The 22,497-nt window shown below is 71.2% G+C and carries 19 protein-coding genes and 1 pseudogene; 12 read left to right on the top strand and 8 right to left on the bottom strand.

Features of this window, described 5'->3' with window-relative positions:
• Positions 1 to 72: 72 nt before the first annotated feature.
• From ABFX81_RS18790 to ABFX81_RS18770, 5 genes and pseudogenes are all read left to right on the top strand, one after another.
• Positions 73 to 1,086: a DUF8094 domain-containing protein gene (locus ABFX81_RS18790; protein ID WP_086846449.1), complete on the top strand. Its 1,014-nt coding sequence runs from the start codon at positions 73 to 75 to the stop codon at positions 1,084 to 1,086.
• An 86-nt stretch (positions 1,087 to 1,172) separates the two neighbouring features.
• Positions 1,173 to 1,338: pseudogene (locus ABFX81_RS18785) on the top strand (RNA polymerase subunit sigma-70); the annotation flags it as partial.
• Between the two features lie 176 nt (positions 1,339 to 1,514).
• Positions 1,515 to 2,168 (top strand): TetR family transcriptional regulator, encoded by a 654-nt coding sequence (locus ABFX81_RS18780; RefSeq protein ID WP_086855707.1) that lies wholly within the window; start codon positions 1,515 to 1,517, stop codon positions 2,166 to 2,168.
• Between the two features lie 10 nt (positions 2,169 to 2,178).
• Entirely contained in the window at positions 2,179 to 2,478 is a 300-nt protein-coding gene (locus ABFX81_RS18775; RefSeq protein WP_086855708.1) for a hypothetical protein, read from the top strand.
• Positions 2,479 to 2,586: 108 nt separating this feature from the next.
• Positions 2,587 to 3,813, top strand: coding sequence for a C40 family peptidase (locus ABFX81_RS18770; protein ID WP_346138342.1), 1,227 nt, complete (start codon positions 2,587 to 2,589; stop codon positions 3,811 to 3,813).
• On the opposite strand, the gene ABFX81_RS18765 is transcribed toward ABFX81_RS18770, so the two are convergent.
• From ABFX81_RS18765 to ABFX81_RS18745, 5 genes are read right to left on the bottom strand one after another with little or no spacing between them, the layout of a single operon-like run.
• Complete coding sequence (locus ABFX81_RS18765; RefSeq protein WP_086850880.1) at positions 3,777 to 5,039, bottom strand: styrene monooxygenase/indole monooxygenase family protein; 1,263 nt, start codon at positions 5,037 to 5,039, stop codon at positions 3,777 to 3,779. The two genes, ABFX81_RS18770 and ABFX81_RS18765, sit on opposite strands and share 37 nt — an antisense overlap.
• Before the next feature lie 13 nt (positions 5,040 to 5,052).
• Positions 5,053 to 5,700, bottom strand: coding sequence for an ATP/GTP-binding protein (locus tag ABFX81_RS18760; protein ID WP_086850882.1), 648 nt, complete (start codon positions 5,698 to 5,700; stop codon positions 5,053 to 5,055).
• Complete coding sequence (locus ABFX81_RS18755; RefSeq protein WP_059419369.1) at positions 5,681 to 6,103, bottom strand: DUF742 domain-containing protein; 423 nt, start codon at positions 6,101 to 6,103, stop codon at positions 5,681 to 5,683. Before ABFX81_RS18755 ends, ABFX81_RS18760 begins: the two co-directional genes overlap by 20 nt.
• On the bottom strand, positions 6,100 to 6,624 hold the full coding sequence (locus tag ABFX81_RS18750) for a roadblock/LC7 domain-containing protein (protein WP_086850884.1): 525 nt from the start codon (positions 6,622 to 6,624) through the stop codon (positions 6,100 to 6,102). The genes ABFX81_RS18755 and ABFX81_RS18750 overlap by 4 nt, the downstream gene beginning before the upstream one ends.
• Positions 6,621 to 9,392, bottom strand: coding sequence for a sensor histidine kinase (locus ABFX81_RS18745; RefSeq protein WP_346138341.1), 2,772 nt, complete (start codon positions 9,390 to 9,392; stop codon positions 6,621 to 6,623). The genes ABFX81_RS18750 and ABFX81_RS18745 overlap by 4 nt, the downstream gene beginning before the upstream one ends.
• 368 nt (positions 9,393 to 9,760) lie before the next feature.
• Between ABFX81_RS18745 and ABFX81_RS18740 the strand changes: the two genes are divergently transcribed.
• Positions 9,761 to 10,546 carry a protein phosphatase 2C domain-containing protein gene (locus ABFX81_RS18740; RefSeq protein WP_086841066.1) on the top strand — a complete coding sequence of 262 codons (786 nt, stop codon included), beginning with the start codon at positions 9,761 to 9,763 and terminating at the stop codon, positions 10,544 to 10,546.
• A 17-nt stretch (positions 10,547 to 10,563) separates the two neighbouring features.
• On the opposite strand, the gene ABFX81_RS18735 is transcribed toward ABFX81_RS18740, so the two are convergent.
• Positions 10,564 to 11,055, bottom strand: a complete 492-nt coding sequence (locus ABFX81_RS18735; RefSeq protein WP_086841065.1) for a MarR family transcriptional regulator — start codon at positions 11,053 to 11,055, stop codon at positions 10,564 to 10,566.
• 174 nt (positions 11,056 to 11,229) lie between these two features.
• On the bottom strand, positions 11,230 to 13,644 hold the full coding sequence (lon, locus tag ABFX81_RS18730; RefSeq protein WP_086841064.1) for an endopeptidase La: 2,415 nt from the start codon (positions 13,642 to 13,644) through the stop codon (positions 11,230 to 11,232).
• A gap of 175 nt (positions 13,645 to 13,819) precedes the next feature.
• Between lon and ABFX81_RS18725 the strand changes: the two genes are divergently transcribed.
• On the top strand, positions 13,820 to 14,467 hold the full coding sequence (locus tag ABFX81_RS18725) for a GNAT family N-acetyltransferase (RefSeq protein ID WP_086841062.1): 648 nt from the start codon (positions 13,820 to 13,822) through the stop codon (positions 14,465 to 14,467).
• A gap of 12 nt (positions 14,468 to 14,479) precedes the next feature.
• Here the strand turns inward: ABFX81_RS18725 and ABFX81_RS18720 are convergent, their stop codons facing one another.
• Complete coding sequence (locus ABFX81_RS18720) at positions 14,480 to 15,307, bottom strand: rhomboid-like protein (RefSeq protein ID WP_086841060.1); 828 nt, start codon at positions 15,305 to 15,307, stop codon at positions 14,480 to 14,482.
• A gap of 171 nt (positions 15,308 to 15,478) precedes the next feature.
• On the opposite strand from ABFX81_RS18720, the gene ABFX81_RS18715 reads away from it, so the two are divergent.
• The 5 genes from ABFX81_RS18715 to ABFX81_RS18695 all read left to right on the top strand — a co-directional run bounded on the left by ABFX81_RS18715 (position 15,479) and on the right by ABFX81_RS18695 (position 22,493).
• On the top strand, positions 15,479 to 16,156 hold the full coding sequence (locus tag ABFX81_RS18715) for a spermidine synthase family protein (protein WP_086841058.1): 678 nt from the start codon (positions 15,479 to 15,481) through the stop codon (positions 16,154 to 16,156).
• 124 nt (positions 16,157 to 16,280) lie between these two features.
• Complete coding sequence (locus ABFX81_RS18710; protein WP_010040369.1) at positions 16,281 to 17,021, top strand: response regulator transcription factor; 741 nt, start codon at positions 16,281 to 16,283, stop codon at positions 17,019 to 17,021.
• Entirely contained in the window at positions 17,018 to 18,130 is a 1,113-nt protein-coding gene (locus ABFX81_RS18705) for an ATP-binding protein (RefSeq protein ID WP_086841056.1), read from the top strand. The genes ABFX81_RS18710 and ABFX81_RS18705 overlap by 4 nt, the downstream gene beginning before the upstream one ends.
• A 281-nt stretch (positions 18,131 to 18,411) precedes the next feature.
• Complete coding sequence (locus tag ABFX81_RS18700) at positions 18,412 to 22,227, top strand: multifunctional oxoglutarate decarboxylase/oxoglutarate dehydrogenase thiamine pyrophosphate-binding subunit/dihydrolipoyllysine-residue succinyltransferase subunit (protein WP_086841054.1); 3,816 nt, start codon at positions 18,412 to 18,414, stop codon at positions 22,225 to 22,227.
• An 86-nt stretch (positions 22,228 to 22,313) separates the two neighbouring features.
• Positions 22,314 to 22,493 (top strand): DUF6104 family protein, encoded by a 180-nt coding sequence (locus tag ABFX81_RS18695; protein ID WP_086841052.1) that lies wholly within the window; start codon positions 22,314 to 22,316, stop codon positions 22,491 to 22,493.
• Positions 22,494 to 22,497 lie beyond the last annotated feature (4 nt).

Here is a 22,497-nt window from a genome sequence, read left to right as displayed (position 1 = left end):
TGTCCATGCAGGGTGACTACTGTCCTCCTTGAACCCGTCACCCTCCGTGGCCATGAAGGAGATCACCACCGCATGTCCCCCCACACCACCCGCCCCGTACGGCTGCCGCGTCTCAAGGTCGCCGCCGTCGGGGTCACAACCGCTCTTGTCCTCACCGCGTGCGGCGGCCAGGACGGCTCGGACTCCGGCAAGGCCTCCGGAGACGACGCCCCGCAGGGCGTGGTCAGCAAGGCCGCCGCCAAGAAGATCGCCGACCACTACGAGGAGGTCAACAACAAGGCCAACGCGGCGCAGGACGAGAAGCTCCTGGGGACGGTCGAGGCGGGGCAGGTCTACGCGATGGACAAGGCCACCTACACCCTCTTCGAGACCTGGCCGAAAAAGGAGCAGAAGGCCTACGCCAAGCCCTTCTCCTACCGGGACCGCGAGTACGTGATCCCCGAGAAGGGCACGGCCACCTGGTTCGCCGTCCGGGCCAAGTCCAGCGAGAACAGCGAGAACAGCGTGCTGCTGGTCTTCGACAAGGTGGGCGGCACGTACAAGATGGTGCTGTCCCTGTGGGCCGACGGCGAAGAGCCCCCGAAGCCGGCCCTCGACCGTCACGGCCTCGCCGAGGCCGTCGACCCCGGCACCAAGGTCGGCAAGCTCGCCCCCTCCGACATCGGTGCCGCCTACGCGGACTTCCTCGAGACCGGCGGCAAGAAGAAGGGCAAGGCCCTGGCCTCCACGGAGCCGGTCGAGAACGCCGGGAAGACCTACCAGCGGAGCAGCACCGAGGGCGCGGCCGGCGGCAAGGCCACCGAGAGGTTCTTCGCCAAGCCCCCGGCCGACCTGAGCGTGTACGCCCTGCGGACCGCCGACGGTGGCGTCCTCGCCCTGTTCCCGGCCGCCCACAAGCAGGAATCCCTGCTGAAGGAGTCCTACCGCTCCGTCGCGGATCTCGTCCCCAACGACGAACAGTCCGCTCTCGGCGCCACCAGGGGCGCCCTCATCACCGACGTGTTCGAGGGCCAGGGCCTGGCCGAACTGACCCCGAAGTCCGCAAGGATCACCGCCGTCGACTTCCAGCACGTCGACGCCCGGTAGCAGACGGCCCGGCCCTCACTCGGCCGCAGCCGCGCACGGCGAGAAGGGGCCGTGTCGGGGGGCCGCCCGCAGCGGTTGGCACGATCGACGACATCGCGCCGATCGCGGAGCGCAGCCCGGCCGCGCCCCGGCAGCTGGCGAGCCGCGCCCGGCGCCGGATGCGCGCGCCGGGTGCGCGGCGCCACCCCGGCGGCCGAGCCGGACCTCGACCGGCAGAAGGAGGTCCTCGACGCCTTCCTGGCCGCCTCGCGCGTCAACGGACAGTCAGTCGGTATCGGACCCCATCGCGCCGTTCCGAGGACGGACACCCCCCGGCGCGGCCCCTACCCATGCGCGCCCCCACCGAAGCAGCCACAGGCCGCCGCACGCCCCCGCTCCACCGCCGGAGGCATACGCAGCCCGCCGACCCCCCGATTACTCTGCGAGTCATGACACCAGCCGCCCCCACCCCCGCCTACCGGCGACTCAGCGTCGAGGAACGCCGCAGTCAGCTCCTCACCTCCGCGCTGAACCTCTTCGCGCACCGCGCCCCGGAGGACGTCTCCCTGGACGACGTGGCGGAGGCGGCCGGGGTCTCGCGCCCCCTGGTCTACCGGTACTTCCCGGGCGGGAAACAGCAGCTCTACGAGGCCGCCCTCCGCTCCGCCGCCGACGAGCTCCAGCACTGCTTCGACGAACCCCGCGAAGGCCCCCTGCTCCCCCGCCTGTCCCGGGCCCTCGACCGCTACCTCGCCTTCGTCGACGAGCACGACGCCGGCTTCAGCGCCCTCCTCCAGGGCGGCAGCGTCGTCGAGACCTCGCGTACGACCGCCATCGTCGACGGCGTACGCCGCGTCGCCGCCGAGCACATCTTCCGGCACCTGGAGGTCACCGCGCCCGGCCCGCGCCTGCGGATGACCGTCCGGATGTGGATCACCGCCGTCGAGGCGTCGTCGCTCATCTGGCTGGACGAGGAGAAACAGCCCCCCGCCGAGGAGCTGCGCGACTGGCTCGTCGAGCAGTTCGTGGCCATGCTCTCGGTGACCGCCCGCCGCGACCCGCAGGCCGACGCCCTGGTCCGGGCCCTCGCCGAGGATGTCTGACACTGGTCCCGTGAAGAGCGAAGACACCCCTTTCGAGGGCGGCCCCATGGACGGCAGGGTGCTGCCCGTCCTGCTCGGCATCACCGGCCACCCGCCCAAGACGTACCGCATCCCCGTCCCGGACCCCGCCGGCGGCCCGCCCACCGTCCTGGTCTACCGCCGCGTGCCCCGGGCAGCGGGCAGGGCCGGGCTGTCCCACCGCTGGAAGTACGAGTACGCCCCCGAGGGCGCGCCGACCCGCCGGCTCAACTGGCCCTGGTCGAAGCCAGACGCCACGCCGCCCGGCAAGCGGGACGACGCCGACGGGTGACCCCGTTGCGCCGAACCGCGCACACCCACCGCGCGCACCTCGCGCGCACGCCTGATCCTCACGAGTGTCCGGTGGCCAAAGGGCCGCCCTCACACCGGAGGTGATGGCATGTCAGGAAGGCTCGTGCGGCTGGTCTGCGTCGCGGCGACGGCGGCAACCACCGTCCTCGCCCCCGCCCCCGCCACGGCGGCCCCGGAGCCCGGCCCGGCCCGGGAGCCCGCCTCCGCCCAGGACGCCGCCTCGGTCGCCGGTCTTCTGACGGACCTTCAGCAGCTGTACCGGAAGGCCGAAGAGGCCACCGAGGCCTACAACGCCACCGAGGAGAAGCTGAAGGAGCAGCGCACCGAGACCGACCGCCTCGACCGCGCTCTCGCCCGCACCCGGCTCTCCCTGCACGACAGCCGGGGCGCGGCGGGCCGCCTGGCCCGGCAGCAGTACCAGAGCAGCACCGACATCTCCCCGTACGTACGCCTGCTCCTGGCCCGCGACCCGCAGCACGCGATCGACCAGGGCCATGTGATCGGCCGGCTGGCGCGGGAGCGGGCCGAGACCGTCGGACGGCTGACCGGCAGCGAGCGGACGGCCCGGGAGCTGGCCCGTAAGGCCCGCGAGGCACTCGACCAGCAGCTCGCCCTCATCGAGCGGCGGAAGAAGGAACGGGACGAGGTCCGTGAGCGGCTCGACGACGTCGAGGAACTGCTCGCCTCCCTCAGCCGCGACCAGCTCACGGCCCTCGCCACGTTCGAGAAGAACGGGATCGAGGAGGCGCAGAAGAAGTTCATGGCGTCCGGCGCACTCGGCAGCAGCGGTGCCGGCGGCAGCAGCGTCCGCAGACCGTCCGCCGAGGGCGGCCGGGCCGTGCGCTACGCCGTGCGGCAGCTCGGCAAGCCGTACGAGTGGGGCGCGGAGGGACCCGAGTCGTACGACTGCTCGGGCCTGACCTCGCAGGCCTGGGCGGAGGCCGGGACGCCCGTCCCGCGGACCAGCCAGGAGCAGTGGAAGCGGCTGAAGCGGGTCCCGCTCACCGAGCTGCGGCCGGGGGACCTGGTCGTGTACTTCCCGAAGGCCACGCACGTGGCGCTGTACCTCGGCGACGGCATGGTCGTACAGGCGCCCCGGCCGGGTGCGAAGGTGAAGGTGTCACCGATCGCGGCCAACCCGGTCCTGGGCGCCGTACGCCCGGACCCGGACGGGGAGCCCCTGCGGCGCTACGAGCCACCGGAGATCCCCGAGGGGGCCACGGACGGGTCGGACGAGGGATACGACGGATACGAGAAGAAATTCGCCGACGAGGCGGACTACGCGGCGCCCGCGCCGGACACCTCGACCAGGTAGGCCTGCGCCTTCTCCGGGTCGTAGAAGAAGTTCTCGAAGTCGGCCGGGTCGTTGAAGCCGTTGGCGAACCGGTCGGCGACCGGCTGGAGCTCACCGGCGGCGCCGATCAGGTTCAGGATGTGCTCCGGCGGCGGCGCGAGCATCGCGTTGGTCCACTTGGTGACGTGCTGCGCGGTGGCCCAGTAGCGGTCGAAGGTGGCCCGCATCCACTCCTCGTCGAACGGCTTGTCACCGCGCTCGACGATCGAGGAGAGGTAGGCGGCCGCGCACTTCGACGCGGAGTTGGAGCCCTGGCCGGTGATCGGGTCGTTCGCCACGACGACGTCCGCCACACCCAGCACGAGCCCGCCGCCGGGGAGGCGGCCGACGGGGTTGCGGACGGTGGGGGCGTAGCGGCCGGCCAGCGTGCCGCCCGCGTCGGTCAGCTCGACCTCGGTGGCCCGCGCGTACTCCCAGGGGACGTACCGCTCCATGAGTTCCAGGGTCAGGGAGAGGTGCTCCGCCGGGTCCTTGACGCCGTTGAAGACGTCGAGCGGGCCGCCGGGTATGCCCTCCCAGAACAGGATGTCGGCGCGGCCCGAGGTGGTCAGGCACGGCATGACGAACAGTTCGCCGACGCCCGGCACGAGGTTGCAGCGGACCCCTTCGGTGTCGGGGTGCTCGGGGCGCGGGCCCAGGCCGTGGACGTACGACACGGCCAGGGCGCGCTGCGGCTCGCTGTAGGGGGAACGCTCCGGGTCCCGGGCGAACATCTGCACCAGCTCGCCCTTGCCGGCCGCGACGAGCACCAGGTCGTACGTGCGGGAGAAGTAGTCGAGGTCGCCGACGGCGGCGCCGTGGATGACGAGCTGGCCGCCGCGCTGTGCGAACGTCTCCATCCAGCCGGCCATCTTCACGCGCTGGTCGATCGACTGCGCGTACCCGTCGAGCCTGCCCAGCCAGTCGATCGCACGCGCCGCGGGACCCTCGGCCCAGGAGCCGGGGGCGGCGACCGAGACGCCGAGTCCTTCGATCTTCGGGGCCTGGGACTCCCAGAAGTTCAGCTGGAGATCGCGCTCGTGCTGCAGTGCCGTGTGGAACATGCACTGCGTCGACATGACCCGGCCGGTGCGGATCTCGTCCGCCGTCCGGTTGGACATCAGGGTGACCTCGTACCCCTGCGACTGGAGGCCGAGAGCTATCTGGAGCCCGGACTGACCGGCTCCGACGACGAGTATCTTCCGCATGCGGGGTTGTCCTCTACTCGGGGGTTTCGTCGAGCGCGTGGCCCACCAGGGCCAGGAGGGTCTCGATCACGGAGATCCGGCGACGCGCGTCCATGATCATGACAGGTATGTGTCTCGGGATGGTCAGGGCCTCCCGCACGTCCTCCGGCTCGAACAGCTCGCTGTCGTCGAAGTGGTTGACCGCGACCACGTACGGCAGCCCGGAGCTCTCGAAGTAGTCCAGTACCGGGAAGCAGTCCTTCAGCCGGCGCGTGTCGGCCATGACGACGGCGCCGATCGCGCCGCGCACGATGTCGTCCCACATGAACCAGAATCGCTGCTGGCCCGGCGTGCCGAACAGGTAGAGCACCAGGTCGTCGTCGAGCGTGATGCGCCCGAAGTCCATGGCGACGGTGGTGGTGGTCTTGCCCGGCGTGGCGGTGAGGTCGTCGGTCGCCTCGCTCGCCTCGGTCATCAGCGCCTCGGTCTGCAGGGGCGTGATCTCCGAGACGGCGGTGACCAGCGTGGTCTTGCCCACGCCGAAGCCGCCGGCCACCACGATCTTCGTGGCGATGGGGGCACGGGTGCGGTCCGTCTCCCAGGCGTGCATGCTCTCGCCGGGCTGGACGAACGGGGATGAACCAGCGACGCCGTGAGCGGCGTCAGAGACGACGGAGTCCACTCAGCACCCTTTCCAGCAGAGCTCGGTCCGGGCGGCCCGTGCCATGGCCGGTGCCCGTCCCGTACACACGGATCTTTCCCTGGTCGGCGAGGTCGCTGAGGAGCACGCGGACCACGCCGAGCGGCATCTTCAGCAGCGCGGCGATCTCGGCCACCGTACGCATCCGGCGGCACAGTTCGACGATGGCCCGCAGCTCCGGCATCACGCGGGTGGACAGGGAACCGTTCGTCAGTTCCCTGCGCTCCTCCGGGGCGTCCAGCGCGGCCGTGCTCGCCACGAACGTCTCCACCAGGAGGACGTGGCCGAAGCGGGTACGGCCGCCGGTGAGCGAGTAGGGGCGGACCCGGGCAGGTTTGCGGTCACCGCCGCGGACCGGGAGGTGCTGCTTCGGCGTGCTGCTCATCGGGCACTCCCCGTGGTCTGCGAATCCTCCAGGGATTTCCGGAGTTCGCTGCGGAGTTCGGGCGTCAGGACGTGGCCGGCGCGGCCCACGAACAGGGCCATGTGGTACGCCACCACGCTCATGTCGCAGTCCGCGGAGCCGTGGACGCCGAGCAGCGAGCCGTCGCTGATGGACATCACGAACAGGCTGCCCTCGTCCATCGCGACCATCGTGTGCCGGACCCCGCCGGAGTCCATCAGCCTGGCGGCGCCGATGGTGAGGCTGCCGATGCCGGAGACGATGGTGGCCAGGTCGGCGGCGGAGCCGCGCGGACCGGTCCGCTGGACACCTCGGGCTTGAAGGGCTTCTCGGGCCTGCCGGTTGCGGTGGTCGTCGGAGGACAGCAGGAGCAGTCCGTCGGACGAGACGACCGCGACCGAGAGGATGCCGGGTACCTCCTCGACGAGGTTGGTCAGCAGCCAGTGCAGATTGCGGGCCTCACTGCTCAGTCCGATCAGTCCGAAGGTACTGGGAGCGGTCAACTGCTTGCCTCCTCGACTGTGCCCCCCGTGGCTTCTTCGGATTCAGCTGGTCCTGCTGTGCCGGTGTCCGGCCGCTTGTGCGAGGCCGTCTTCTCGGCGATCTCCGCCTCCACCTCGCGGTAGCCGGCCTGGGCGCCCTGGCGGAAGCCGCCGAGGCGGCGGCGGAGGGCCTCGGCGTCCACGGAGCCGCTGCGCTGGCGCGGGGCGGTGGTCGGAGCGGTGATCTTGGGAGTGCGCTTGGGGAGGCCCTTGTCGGTGACGCGGTCCTCTCCGTCGCCGGGTGCGCGTTCGTGTTCCGCCTCGGCTTCTCCCCCACCGGCGGTGTCGTTCCCACCCGCACCCCCCGTGCGGGTTTCGCCGTCGGACGCGGACGGCACCTGTGGGACGGATTCGCCGTCGGCGGCCGCGGGCTCGTGCTCCGCCGGGGCCGGCTCGTCCTGCGGTATCGGGACCAGCAGCTCCATCGTGGTCTCGGCAGGGGTTTCCGCCGGTGCCGGGTGCTCCCCGGCCTCCGGGTGCTCTGCGAGCTCCTCGTGCCGTACCGCCTTCTCCGCCAGCGCCACCAGCGGGTCCCCGTTGCTCGCCCGGCCGTGCAGGACGTTGGAGTTGGCCTCGGCGTCGGCACCGGGGAACGCGACGGTGTGGGTGGTGCCGGAGAGAGGGCCGGAGGCCGGGACGGCGGCGGCCGGGGCCGCCGCCAGCAGGGTGCGGGGCAGGACGACGACCGCGGCGACACCGCCCTGCTTCTGCTCGCGCAACTGCACGCGCACACCGTGCCGGTGGGCGAGGCGGGCCACGACGTACAGGCCGAGGCCGAGACCGTCCTCGCCCTCCTGGTCGTACGGCGCCTCCGGGTCGAAGTCGGCGAGGCGGGCGTTCAGGCGCTCCAGCCGGTCCTCGGTCATGCCGATGCCCTCGTCCTGGACCGAGAGCATGACCTCGCCGCTCTCCAGCAGCCAGCCGGAGATCTCGACGGGCAGGTCGGGCGGCGAGAACGAGGTGGCGTTCTCCAGGAGTTCGGCGAGCAGGTGGGACAGGTCGTCCGCGGCGAACCCGGCGATGTGCGCGTGCGGCGGCAGCGCGGCGATCCGGACCCGCTCGTACCGCTCGATCTCGCTCACCGCGGCGCGGACGACGTCCACGAGCGGCACGGGCCCGGCCGCGTGCTGGACGTGCTCGGTACCGGCGAGGACGAGGAGGTTCTCGCTGTGCCGGCGCATGACCGTGGCGAAGTGGTCGAGCTTGAACAGCGTGGCGAGGCGGTCCGGGTCCTGCTCGCGCTCCTCCAGGTTCTCGATGACGGCCAGCTGCCGCTCGACCAGCCCGAGGGTGCGCAGCGCGAGGTTGACGAACGTGCCGCCGATGGCCGTGCGCAGCCGCTCCAGCTGGGCGGCGGACTCGGCGAGCTCTCCGCGCAGTTCCTCGCGCGCGTCGGCCATCTTCTGGCGCTGGCCGACGAGGTGCTTGCGGTCGGACTCGAGCGTGGCGATCCGCTCGGTGAGGGCGACGGCGTGCGCGTGCAGGGCGTTGACGGAGCGGACGACCTGGGCGAACTCGTCGTTGCGACCGGTGAACTTGACGGGTTCCTCGGCCGTCGGGATCTCCGCATCGGCCAGGCGTTTCGAGCCCAGGCGCAGGACCGCGAGGGGGCGCGTGAGGCTGCGGGCCATGCCCGTGGCGACGCCGACGGCGAGCAGCATCAGGGCGCCGAGGACGGCGATGCGGATCTCCAGCGCGGTGACGTCGTCGTCGCGCAGCGCCTCCAGGTCCTTGGTGCGCCGGTCGTAGAGGGCGGATTCCACGCCGCGCATCAGGTCGATCCGGGCGGAGAGGGCCGCGTCCAGCTTCCTGGCGTCGGTGGAGAGTTCGCCGTTGGAGAGGCTCGGCTGGTCGGTGAGCCTGGCGAGGTACTTCTCGGCGGAGTTGACCTCGGTGCCGGTCACCGTGTTGTCGAAGGAGGTACGGGCCGCTTTGGGCGCGGTGTCGCGGAAGTCGCCCAGGGCCGCGTCGGAGCGCAGCCGGGCCTGCTGGGCGGCGGCGCTCAGGGCGTCGCGCTGCCGGGTGTCGGCGTCCGAGGAGGTCTCGGTCGGCAGGCCGGTGACCGGGTCGATGACCGTCTCGGTGCCGCGCGGCACGCTGAGGGCGGCGAGCAGCAGCCCCCGGGCCGCGGCGGCCTGCTGCACGGCGGAGTCCAGTTCGGCCATGGCCTGACCGCCGGAGCCCGCGCGGGGCGGCGTCTGCTGGGCCAGCTCCTCAGCGAGCCGGTGGAGTTCGGTGATGGCGACGGAGTACGCCTGGTGCGCTTCGAGAGCGCTGCTCTTGCCGGTGAGCGCCGCCCGGCGTACGGCCGCGATGGCGTCGAGGTCGGAGCGGAGCGAGGCGGGCGTGTCGGTGTCGGCCCGCAGCTCCTCGACCTGCCGGTCCACCCGGGCGCTGCGCTGCTCGGAGGGCGCCTTGGACTTGGGGCGGCCGGCCGCGATGTAGGAGGTGACGTCGTCACGCTCGTCGGCGAGGGAGTGCGCGAGGGCGAGGGCGTCCTGGGTCTGCCCGGCGAGCGTCACCAGCTCCTGCGAGTCGTGGAGTTGCCCGGAGGCCGCGAGGACGGACGGGGTGCCCGCGCCGGCGATGGCCGCGGCGACCACGGCCACGGCCACGATGAGCCGGTTGCGTACATGGGTGGGGCGGCCCTTGCCGGTGGGGGGCGTCGACTCAGCGCCCTGAACGGGGGCCGTCTGCTTGCCTGTGCGACGAGGCCGCGACATCTGCACCGGTGCTCGCATTCCTGACTCGTGAACTCATGGGCCCGGATGACGCTCCGTCAACTGGTGCGTACTCCAGGTACACTTCCCGACCCTCCCAGCGCCGGTGGGCAGCGCACGCGCATCACCTGACCCGCCACCCGAAGGAGTGAACCCCGGAGGCGAGTTGGGGAGCAAGTTCCGCTGGCCCTTGCAGCGGCCTTGCGCGGCGGGCCGGTTGGACGCCGCGGGCGGGTGGTGGCAATATTCGCCAGCACGCCTTCCCGGAGCGCTGCATTCCATCCCAAACAGGGCGTCTGACCTGCAAGACTGCACCGGTCCGGCAACCATTGCCGTCCTTTTGCGGACCTTGTGAAGGGGTCGTGCAGACTGGCTGGATGCGTACTGAACTCGCCTCGGAGCCGGGAGACGCGGACCGCCCCAACGAGGACTTCGCCAGTGTCGGACTACCGGCCTCCGGACAGGGCGGTTCGGTCGTCGTCCTGGACGGTGTCACACCGCCGAAGACCGGGACGGGATGTCTGCATTCCGTCCCCTGGTTCACCGCGCGCCTCGGTGGAGCACTGACCGAACTGACCGTTTCACTCCCGGATGTTCCTCTGGTCGACGCCTTGTCCCGTGCCATCGCGCGTACCGCCGAGGCACACGCCCCAACCTGTGACCTTTCTCACCCCCGCACACCTCAGGCCACGGTGGTCGTGGCCCGCTGGTCCCCGGAGACGGTGGAGTACCTGGTCCTGTCGGACTCGGCTCTTCTCGTGGAGTCCCCGGACGGCGTGGTGACGCCCGTCCTGGACGACCGTCTGGCCCTTCTCCCCCGCTCCGCCCTGGCCACGGACGCGCTGGTGGACTCCACGCTCCGCAACAAGGAGGGCGGCTTCTTCACGGCGGCCGCCGACCCCTCGGTGTCCCGCCGGGCGGTGACCGGAACCCTGCCCCGCCGCGAGGTGCGCGCCCTGGCCGCGCTGACGGACGGGGCGACCCGCTGGGTGGAGCGGTTCGAGGAAGGCGACTGGACGGACTGCTTCCACCTCCTGCGCAAGGAGGGACCGCAGTCGCTGGTGGACCGGGTACGGACGCTGGAACGGGCGGATTCGGCCAGAGCGTTCCTGGGCCGGAGCAAGACGCACGACGACGCGACGGTCGTGTACGTCGAGTTCTGAACACCCGGAACCGGGTGCTACTTCTCCATGCCGCGGTTGAGCTGGTGCAGCAGCCGTGCCAGTTCCGTGACCTCCTGGGTGTCCCAGTCGGCCAGGCGGCCGGCGTAGCGGGCGCGGCGGGCCTCGCGCACCCGGCGGACCCGGTCGTGGCCCTCCTGGGTGAGGGCGACGAGCCAGGCGCGTCCGTCGGCGGGGTCGGGTTCGCGCGCGACCAGGCCCAGTTCCTCCAGGGCCCGCAGCTGGCGGGACATGGTGGCCTTGCCGACCCCGATGTAGGCGGCGAGCTCGGTGGCCCGCTGCTTGCCGCACTCGTCCAGCCGTACGAGCAGGCCGTACGCGGACGACTCCAGCTCGGGGTGGACCTCCCGGGCCATCTCGCCCTGGCTGGCCCGGGCCCGCCGCAGCAGCACGGTCAGCTCCCGCTCCAGCGCCAGAAAGGCCGGCTGATCCACACCGGTTCCGGCCAGAGAGGCGTCCCGGTGTCCGTCGTCCTTGCCGTCCTGGTGCACGTGAGCCCTGCCTCGGTCGTCGCCCGCTACCTGCATTTTCCGCCCTCCGCGGCCATCGCCGCAGCTCGGCAAGTATTCCGCAGGTCACGGGGCGCGCGTCCACAGGGCCGCCACAGGGTGAAGGCCCGGGCCTCCCTCACGGGACCCGGGCCTTCCCTCATCCGATGACCTCCGTCACGCGGCCACCGGAACCTCCGGCGTCGCATCCGCCGTGGCGGGCGCGAGCGCCAGCTCCAGGACCTGGCGGACGTCGGTGACGGCGTGGACGTCGAGCTTGTCCAGCACCTCCGCCGGGACGTCGTCCAGGTCGGGTTCGTTGCGCTTGGGGATGATCACGGTGGTGACCCCGGCGCGGTGGGCGGCCAGCAGCTTCTGCTTCACGCCGCCGATCGGCAGGACCCGGCCGGTCAGCGAGACCTCGCCGGTCATCGCCACGTCCGTGCGGACCAGACGGCCGGACAGGAGCGAGGCGAGGGCCGTGGTCATCGTGACGCCGGCGCTGGGGCCGTCCTTGGGGACCGCGCCCGCCGGGAAGTGGATGTGCACACCCCGGTCCTTCAGATCGCCCACCGGCAGTTCCAGCTCGGCCCCGCGGGAGCGCAGGAAGCTCAGCGCGATCTGCGCGGACTCCTTCATCACGTCACCCAGCTGACCGGTCAGGGTCAGCCCCGCCGCGCCCGTCTCCGGGTCGGCCAGCGACGCCTCGACGTACAGCACGTCACCACCGGCGCCCGTCACCGCGAGGCCCGTCGCCACGCCCGGCACGGACGTCCGGCGCTCGGCCGGGTCCTGGGCGGACTCGGGCACGTGGTGGGGCCGTCCGATCAGGCCGCGCAGGTCCTCGTCCCGGACGGTGAACGGCAGCTGCCGCTCACCCAGTTCGTGCTGGGCCGCGACCTTGCGCAGCAGCCGTGCGATCGACCGCTCCAGGGTGCGCACGCCCGCCTCGCGGGTGTACTCACCGGCGAGCTTGCGCAGGGCGCCCTCGTCGATGGCCACCTCGTCCTTGTCGAGCCCGGCCCGCTCCAGCTGGCGCGGGAGCAGGTGGTCGCGGGCGATGACGACCTTCTCGTCCTCGGTGTAGCCGTCCAGGCGGACGATCTCCATCCGGTCGGCCAGGGCCTCCGGGATGGCCTCCAGGACGTTGGCGGTCGCGAGGAAGACCACGTCCGACAGGTCCAGCTCGACCTCCAGGTAGTGGTCCCGGAAGGTGTGGTTCTGCGCCGGGTCGAGCACTTCGAGCAGGGCCGCGGCCGGGTCGCCCCGGAAGTCCGAGCCCACCTTGTCGATCTCGTCGAGCAGCACGACCGGGTTCATCGACCCGGCCTCCTTGATGGCGCGGACGATCCGGCCGGGCAGGGCACCGACGTACGTACGCCGGTGACCGCGGATCTCGGCCTCGTCGCGGACGCCGCCGAGGGCGACGCGCACGAACTTGCGCCCCATCGCGTGGGCGACGGACTCGCCCAGGCTGGTCTTGCCGACGCCGGGCGGCCCCACGAGCGCGAGCACGGCACCGCCGCGCCGCCCGCCGACCACGCCCAGCCCCCGGTCGGTACGCCGCTTGCGCACCGCCAGGTACTCGGTGATCCGCTCCTTCACGTCCTGAAGGCCGGAGTGCTCGGCGTCGAGGACGGCCTGGGCGCCCTGGATGTCGTAGGCGTCCTCGGTTCGCTCGCTCCACGGCATCTCCAGGACCGTGTCGAGCCAGGTGCGGATCCACGAGCCCTCGGGCGACTGGTCGGAGGACCGCTCCAGCTTGTCGACCTCCTTGAGCGCGGCCTCGCGGACCTTCTCGGGCAGGTCGGCGGCCTCCACACGGGCGCGGTAGTCGTCGGACTCCTCGCCCTCCTGTTCGCCGTTCAGCTCGCGCAGCTCCTTGCGAACCGCTTCGAGCTGACGCCGCAGCAGGAACTCGCGCTGTTGCTTGTCGACGCCTTCCTGGACGTCCTTGGCGATGGACTCGGCCACGTCCTGCTCGGCGAGGTGGTCGCGCAGCTGCTGGGTGGCGAGCTTCAGCCGGGCCACCGGGTCGGCGGTCTCCAGCAGCTCGACCTTCTGATCGGTGGTCAGGAACGGCGAGTAGCCGGAGTTGTCGGCGAGCGCCGAGACGTCGTCGATGGCCTGGACCCGGTCGACGACCTGCCAGGCCCCGCGCTTGCGCAGCCAGGCGGTGGCGAGGGCCTTGTACTCCTTGACCAGTTCGGCGACCTGCCCGGGCAGCGGCTCCGGGACGGATTCGTCGACGCGGGTGCCCTCGACCCAGAGGGCCGCGCCGGGACCCGTGGTCCCCGCACCGATCCTCACCCGGCCCCGGCCGCGGATCAGCGCGCCCGGGTCGCCGTCGGCCAGCCGGCCCACCTGCTCGACGGTGCCGAGGACACCGGTGCCGGCGTACGTGCCGTCGATGCGCGGCACCAGGAGTACCCGGGGCTTTCCGGGCGTTGTCCGAGCAGCGGCCTGGGCGGCCTCCACCGCGGCACGGACCTCGGAGTCGCTCAGGTCCAGCGGGACCACCATCCCGGGCAGGACGACCTCGTCGTCGAGCGGCAGCACGGGCAGGGTGAGCGGTGTGGACGTCGAAGCCATGATCTCCCCTTCGGCAGTCAAGTTGAGCTATGCCGACTCAATGCACGGGAGCCGCCGGATGTTCCCCACTCGCCGTTCGCTGTGAGCGATCGACCGTGACGCCAGGGGCGATCGGGGCCGTAGAGTCAGCGGAGTAACAGATCAATCCGGTGAGTGCCTATTACCAGGGGGCGGCATGGACGAGACCGTGCAGGCATGGGTGGACGGGTGGGTCGTGTCGCGCGGGGCGGCTCCGCCCGTGCCCGAGCCGTGGGGCTGCACGATCGACGTGGGGATGTACGGGCACGTCACTCGGCACGTGTTCGGCGCGACCGGCGACGACCTCGACGAGGCGACCGTCCGCAAGGTCGCCGGCGCGGTGACCGGGGCCGGGGTGTGGCTGAAGGCGTTCCGGGACCCGTCCGTGGTCGCCGGCTGGCTGGACGACACCTGGTGGATCGACCCCGAGCCCGGCTACCTGATGACGGTCCCGCTGACCCAGGGGGACCTTCCGGACGTGCCCGACGGCTACCGGCTGCGGAGCTGGTCGCGCGGCGGAGTGACGCGCGTGATGGTGGCCGCCCCGGACGGTTCGCTCGCGGCGCGCGGTCAGATCACCCCGACCGGCAGCACCGCCGTGGCCGACCAGATCGAGACGGCACCGGAGCATCGCCGCAAGGGACTCGGCAGCCTCGTCATGCGGACGTTGCAGGTGACCGCCGTCCGGCAGGGCGCACGGACCGGTGTCCTCGCCGGTACGCCCGCGGGACGGGGGCTCTACGAGGCACTCGGCTGGCAGGTGGTGGCCGTGCTCACCAGCGCGAAACACGGCCCGCGGACCTGAACGGCCCCGCCGTCAGCCCCGGGCCGGTCCGGGGGAACCGGGGCCCCTCGCCTGCCACCGCCGGACCACCGGCCAGGTCGCGACACCGATGGCCAGGGCGATCAGGTGCCCCCAGTCGGTCATCGGGTCGGTGAAGGCCAGCAGGTCCTGGAGCAGCATCCCGCCGAAGCCGGCCAGCAGCGGCACGCGCAGCCAGGGCGGCAGCAGTCCGGCCAGGGCGCCGGTGCCGGCGGCGACGCCGAAGCTGACGCCGTAGTCGAGGCGGTGCAGCGAACTTCCGGGGAGCTGACCGGCCAGCACCGCGAGCCCGACCGGGACCTCGGTCGCCAGGGTGGCGAGGACGTGCCCGAGCAGGAAGACACCGGCCGTGCGCAGACCGCCGATCCGCCGCTCCAGCGCGGTCAGCACGAGCACGAACCCGATCGCGAACGGCGAGGCCACCCCGCCCGCGAGCCACAGCGCGCTGCCGACCAGCACCAGCTCCGGCGTCCGCACCAGGTGCGCCACATCCGTACTGGAACCCTGGAGCAGGGCGTGCACCAGGGCGGGGTCCGCGTACGCGGAGAACAGCGAGGTGACGCAGAGGACGATCGCGTACCCGAAGGTGAACGGCGTACCCGTGGGAGTCGGGAGCAGCCGCCACGGTCGCGGTGCCCGGAGTCGAGGCCGGGGCTTCTCCACTGCGGTGGGCTCTCGTCCGCCCGGGTCCACGGTCCCGCATGGCCCTCGGCCGCCGGCCCGCTGCCGCGGCACCCCGTCGAGCAGCCCCGGCATCTCGGGAACGGGCGCGCCCGTCGGCGTCGGCGTGGCCGTCTCGTCGGCCGGCGCGGTGCGATCCACTGCGGGCGCTCCTTCCGTCACGCCCCACACTTCGCGCACCTCCGCTCCCTGTCTGTGACGGGCGCCACGCGAGAGCCGATTCACAGCAACCTGACAGCGGCCCACCGCGTCCCCCGCCGACCGCTCCGTAATTCTTGGCGCCGGACACCCCCCACCTGCCAGGATGCTGGGATGCCCACCTCGAACGACATCCCCCAGGTGCTGGACCGTCGCGAGGGCCCGCACGGCGAGGTCGTACTGCGACGGCACGACGACCGGCTGGAGATCATCGCGAACGGCTGTTTCCTGATGGACACCTCCGACGGCCGCTCGGAGCGGCGGCTGGTCGACGCGGCCCTGGACGCCCTGGCCGGCCGGGACCGCCCGGACGTGCTGATCGGCGGACTCGGCGTCGGTTTCTCCCTCGCCCACGCGGCGGCGGATCCGCGCTGGGGAGGGATCACGGTCGTGGAACGCGAGCACGCCGTCGTCGAGTGGCATCTCGGCGGCCCGCTGTCCGCGTTCTCCGGCGAGGCCCTCGCCGATCCCCGCACGAAAATCGTCGAAGCCGATCTCGTGGCCTACGTCAATGAGACATCCGCCACGTACGACGCCCTGTGCCTCGACATCGACAACGGACCCGGCTGGACCGTCACGGAGGGCAACGAAAGTCTCTACGGAGAAGCCGGACTGGCAAGCTGCGCACGGGTGTTGAGGCCCGGCGGGGTACTCGCCGTCTGGTCCGCCCAGCCCTCTCCGGAATTCGAAGAAACCCTGCGGAATGTCGGGTTCCAACAGGTGCGTACCGAAGAGATCCCGGTTGCCCGGGGCGTTCCGGACGTCGTGCACCTCGGCATCAGCCCTGGATAGCAAAGGTGTGCTGACTCCCCGTACGCTGCTCCCCTGACGCCGATCATTCAAGCGTCAATCGCAACCATGCGCAGACCGAGGAATCACCCCACTGATTCCGGAAAGCACACCCCAGGGGCGGGCGATGGAGCAGACACACACCTCCCACAACGGTTCGGCGACGGCTACACCGGGCGCACAGCGCCGGGTTCTCGTCGTCGAGGACGACGCCACGATCGTGGACGCCATCGCGACCCGCCTGCGAGCCGAGGGATTCCTCGTGCAAACAGCCGGTGACGGTCCGGCCGCCGTCGACACGGCCGAGGCATGGCAGCCCGACCTGCTGATCCTCGACATCATGCTGCCCGGCTTCGACGGTCTGGAGGTCTGCCGGCGCGTGCAGGCCGCCCGGCCGGTGCCGGTGCTGATGCTCACCGCGCGCGACGACGAGACGGACATGCTGGTCGGGCTCGGCGTCGGTGCCGACGACTACATGACGAAGCCGTTCTCGATGCGGGAGCTGGCGGCACGCGTGCACGTGCTGCTGCGCCGCGTGGAGCGGGCCGCGCTGGCCGCCGCGACGCCGCGCAGCGGCATCCTGCGCCTCGGCGAGCTGGAGATCGACCACGCGCAGCGCCGGGTCCGGGTGCGGAGTGAGGATGTTCACCTCACGCCCACCGAGTTCGATCTCCTCGTGTGCCTGGCGAACACCCCGCGCGCGGTGCTCTCGCGCGAGCAGCTGCTCGCCGAGGTCTGGGACTGGGCGGACGCCTCCGGCACCCGGACTGTCGACAGCCACATCAAGGCACTGCGCCGGAAGATCGGCGCCGAGCGGATCCGTACGGTGCACGGCGTGGGCTACGCCCTGGAGACCCCGACGCCATGAGCGGCGGGCCGGGAGCACGGAGAGGCCCCGGGGATCCGGAACCCTGGGGCGGGGTGAGCCCGTTCTCGATCAAGACCAAGCTGGGCGCGCTGGTCGTCATCTCGGTGCTGATCACGACAGGCCTGTCGGTGATCGCGGTGCACACGAAGACGGAGCTGCGCTTCATCACGGTCTTCTCGATGATCGCCACACTGCTCATTACGCAGTTCGTGGCCCATTCGCTCACCGCGCCGCTGGACGAGATGACGGCGGTGGCCCGTTCCATCTCGCAGGGCGACTACACCCGCCGGGTGCGGGAGAACCGCCGTGACGAACTGGGCGATCTGGCCGTGACGATCAACGCCATGGCCGACGAGCTGGAGGCCCAGGACCGCCAGCGCAAGGAGCTGGTGGCGAACGTCTCGCACGAGCTGCGCACCCCCATCGCTGGACTGCGCGCGGTGCTGGAGAACATCGTCGACGGCGTCACACAGGCCGACCCGGAGACGATGCGCACGGCCCTGAAGCAGACCGAGCGGCTCGGCCGGCTGGTGGAGACGCTGCTGGACCTGTCCCGTCTGGACAACGGCGTCGTACCGCTGAAACAGCGGCGGTTCGAGGTGTGGCCGTATCTGTCCGGCGTGCTGAAGGAGGCCAACATGGTCGCCTCCGTGCGCGCGGGCATCGCCACCGGCTCGGGCAGTCACACCCGTACGGACGTCCATCTGCACCTCGACGTCCACCCGCCGGAGTTGACCGCGCACGCCGACCCGGAGCGCATCCACCAGGTGGTGGCCAACCTCATCGACAACGCCGTCAAGCACAGTCCGCCGCACGGCCGTGTGACGGTCAAGGCGCGGCGCGGCTCGCTGCCGGAGTCGCTGGAGCTTGAGGTCCTGGACGAGGGCCCCGGCATTCCGAAGTCCGAGTGGCACCGCGTCTTCGAGCGGTTCAACCGCGGCAACGCCAAGCGGTCGCAGGGTCCTGGCAGCGACGGCGGCACGGGCCTCGGCCTGGCCATCGCCCGCTGGGCGGTGGATCTGCACGGCGGGCGCATCGGAGTGGCTGAATCCAAGCGAGGTTGCCGGATTCTTGTCACCCTTCCGGGACTTCCATCTCTGCCAAGTTGACGTAAAGTTCGAAGCGGAGCCACAAGATCCACGGGCGTCCGCGCTGACAGACACGTGTGATCAGGCACAGGCCCGCGCCGTCGGCGCATGAGGCCCGGCTCGACCCTTCCCTCTTTAAGCGGAACCGCGTTTGTTTCCCGCCATTTCGAGCCCCGAAACACGCTCCGAGATGTGACTTGCGCGACGTTGAACGGGCCCGACCTGACCTACCCGGTCCCAGGGGCGTAGCCTTGATTCCCGCTGTCCATCATCTTGTGAAGCGGAAGAGGGCGGTTGCCGCCGTGTCGCCACAGTCCCCCAGTAACTCGAGCATCTCGACCGACACCGACCAAGCGGGGAAGAACCCTGCCGCGTCGTTCGGTGCCAATGAGTGGCTCGTCGACGAGATCTATCAGCAGTACCTCCAGGACCCGAATTCGGTAGACCGAGCCTGGTGGGACTTCTTCGCCGACTACAAGCCGGGGGCGGCTGCCGCCTCGGCTCCGGCGGGTACCGCGGCCGCGGGGGCCGCGGGGACCACCACCGCTCAGCCGGCGGCCCAGGCCGCCCCCGCCCAGCCCGCGGCCGCCGCCCCGGCGGCCCAGCAGCCCGCGGCCGCCGCGCCGGCTCCCGCTCCGGCGAAGCCCGCCGCGCAGGCCCCGGCTCAGGCTCCCGCTCCGGCGAAGGCCGCCCCGGCCGCCAAGCCGGCCGCCGCGAAGCCCAAGGCCGCACCCGCCGGTGAAGCCCCCGCGGGCCCCGAGCAGGTCGTGCTGCGCGGCCCCGCCGCCGCGGTCGCGAAGAACATGGACGCCTCCCTGGAGCTGCCCACGGCCACGTCCGTGCGCGCGGTCCCGGTGAAGCTGCTGTTCGACAACCGCATCGTCATCAACAACCACCTCAAGCGGGCGCGTGGCGGGAAGATCTCCTTCACGCACCTCATCGGCTACGCGATGGTCCAGGCCATCAAGGCGATGCCGGCGATGAACTACGCGTTCGCGAAGGTGGACGGCAAGCCGACCCTGGTCAAGCCGGAGCACGTCAACCTCGGTCTCGCCATCGACCTGGTCAAGCCGAACGGCGACCGCCAGCTGGTCGTCGCGGCGATCAAGAAGGCCGAGACGCTGAACTTCTTCGAGTTCTGGCAGGCCTACGAGGACATCGTCCGCCGCGCCCGCGACGGCAAGCTGACGATGGACGACTTCTCCGGGGTCACGGTCTCCCTGACCAACCCCGGCGGCCTCGGCACGGTCCACTCGGTGCCGCGTCTGATGCCCGGCCAGTCCGTGATCATGGGCGTCGGCTCCATGGACTACCCGGCGGAGTTCCAGGGCACCTCCCAGGACACCCTGAACAAGCTCGGCATCTCGAAGGTCATGACGCTCACGTCGACCTACGACCACCGGGTGATCCAGGGTGCCGCCTCCGGCGAGTTCCTGCGCCAGGTCGCGAACCTCCTGCTCGGCGAGAACAACTTCTACGACGAGATCTTCGAGGCGCTGCGCATCCCCTACGAGCCGGTCCGCTGGCTCAAGGACATCGACGCCAGCCACGACGACGACGTCACGAAGGCCGCCCGCGTCTTCGAGCTGATCCACTCCTACCGGGTCCGCGGCCACGTCATGGCCGACACCGACCCGCTGGAGTACCAGCAGCGCAAGCACCCCGACCTGGACATCACCGAGCACGGCCTCACGCTCTGGGACCTGGAGCGCGAGTTCGCCGTCGGCGGCTTCGCCGGCAAGTCGATGATGAAGCTGCGCGACATCCTCGGCGTCCTGCGCGACTCGTACTGCCGCACCACCGGCATCGAGTTCATGCACATCCAGGACCCGAAGCAGCGCAAGTGGATCCAGGACCGTGTGGAGCGCCCGCACACCAAGCCGGAGCGCGAGGAGCAGCTGCGCATCCTGCGCCGCCTGAACGCCGCCGAGGCCTTCGAGACGTTCCTCCAGACGAAGTACGTCGGCCAGAAGCGCTTCTCCCTGGAGGGCGGCGAGTCCGTCATCCCGCTGCTGGACGCGGTCCTCGACAGCGCTGCGGAGTCCCGCCTGGACGAGGTCGTCGTCGGCATGGCCCACCGCGGCCGTCTGAACGTCCTGGCCAACATCGTCGGCAAGTCGTACGCCCAGATCTTCCGCGAGTTCGAGGGCAACCTCGACCCGAAGTCGATGCACGGCTCCGGCGACGTGAAGTACCACCTGGGCGCCGAGGGCACCTTCACGGGCCTCGACGGCGAGCAGATCAAGGTCAGCCTGGTCGCGAACCCCTCGCACCTGGAGGCGGTGGACCCGGTCCTGGAGGGCGTCTCCCGCGCCAAGCAGGACATCATCGGCAAGGGCGGCACGGACTTCACGGTCCTGCCGGTGGCGATCCACGGCGACGCGGCCTTCGCGGGCCAGGGCGTGGTGGCCGAGACCCTGAACATGTCGCAGCTGCGCGGCTACCGCACCGGCGGCACGGTCCACATCGTCATCAACAACCAGGTCGGCTTCACCGCGGCCCCCGAGTCCTCGCGTTCCTCCATGTACGCGACGGACGTGGCCCGCATGATCGAGGCCCCGATCTTCCACGTGAACGGCGACGACCCGGAGGCCGTGGTCCGGGTGGCCCGGCTGGCCTTCGAGTTCCGCCAGGCGTTCAACAAGGACGTGGTGATCGACCTCATCTGCTACCGCCGCCGCGGTCACAACGAGTCGGACAACCCGGCCTTCACCCAGCCGCTGATGTACGACCTGATCGACAAGAAGCGCTCGGTGCGCAAGCTCTACACCGAGTCCCTCATCGGCCGCGGTGACATCACCCTGGAAGAGGCCGAGCAGGCGCTCCAGGACTACCAGGGCCAGCTGGAGAAGGTCTTCACGGAGGTCCGCGAGGCCACCTCGCAGCCGGCCGCCGCGGAGCCCACCGACCCGCAGGCCGAGTTCCCGGTCGCCGTGAACACCGCGGTGACCACGGAGGTCGTCAAGCGGATCGCCGAGTCCCAGGTCAACATCCCCGACCACATCACCGTCCACCCGCGCCTGCTGCCGCAGCTCCAGCGCCGGGCGTCGATGGTCGAGGACGGCACGATCGACTGGGGCATGGGCGAGACCCTCGCGGTCGGCTCCCTCCTGCTGGAGGGCGTCCCGGTCCGCCTGGCCGGCCAGGACTCGCAGCGCGGTACGTTCGGCCAGCGCCACGCGGTCATCATCGACCGCAGCACGGGCGACGAGTACACGCCGCTGCAGTACCTCTCCGAGGACCAGGCGCGTCTGAACGTCTACAACTCCCTCCTCTCCGAGTACGCGGCGATGGGCTTCGAGTACGGCTACTCGCTGGCCCGCCCCGAGGCGCTCGTGATGTGGGAGGCGCAGTTCGGCGACTTCGTCAACGGCGCGCAGACGGTCGTGGACGAGTTCATCTCGTCGGCCGAGCAGAAGTGGGCCCAGACCTCCGGTGTGGTCCTGCTCCTCCCGCACGGCTACGAGGGCCAGGGCCCGGACCACTCGTCCGCCCGCCCGGAGCGCTTCCTCCAGATGTGCGCCCAGAACAACATGACGGTCGCCATGCCGACGTCGCCGTCGAACTACTTCCACCTCCTGCGGTGGCAGGTGCACAACCCGCACCACAAGCCGCTGGTGGTCTTCACTCCGAAGTCGATGCTGCGTCTGAAGGCGGCGGCCTCGAAGGCGGACGAGTTCACGACCGGCCAGTTCCAGCCGGTCATCGGCGACGCGTCGGTGGACGCGGCCGCGGTCAAGAAGGTCGTCTTCTGCGCCGGCAAGGTCTACTACGACCTGGAGGCCGAGCGTCAGAAGCGCGGCGTCACGGACACGGCGATCATCCGCATCGAGCGCCTGTACCCGCTGCCGGGTGCCGAGCTCCAGGCGGAGATCAAGAAGTACCCGAACGCCGAGAAGTACCTGTGGGCCCAGGAGGAGCCGGCGAACCAGGGTTCCTGGCCGTTCATCGCGCTCAACCTGATCGACCACCTGGACCTCGCGGTCGGCGCGGACGTCCCGCACGGCGAGCGCCTGCGCCGCATCTCGCGCCCGCACAGCTCGTCCCCGGCGGTGGGTTCCGCGAAGCGGCACCAGGCCGAGCAGGAGCAGCTGGTGCGTGAGGTGTTCGACGCGTAAGCGCCCTCGCGCGTTCCACGTGACCGGGCCGCATCCCCGCTTCGGGGGTGCGGCCCGGCCGTTTGCGCGCACATAAACTTGACGGCATGTACTTCACGGACCGTGGCATCGAGGAACTGGAGAAGCGGCGCGGCGAGGAGGAGGTCTCCTTCGAGTGGCTGGCCGAGCAGTTGCGGACGTTCGTCGATCTCAACCCCGACTTCGAGGTGCCGGTGGAGCGGCTGGCCACGTGGCTGGCGCGGCTGGACGACGAGGACGAGGAGTAGGACG

This window comes from Streptomyces coeruleofuscus (assembly GCF_039532725.1).
Classification (GTDB): Bacteria; Actinomycetota; Actinomycetes; order Streptomycetales; family Streptomycetaceae; genus Streptomyces; species Streptomyces coeruleofuscus.
The sequence above is the reverse complement of the archived record's forward strand: the minus strand, read 5'-3'. Positions and strand labels throughout refer to the sequence as shown.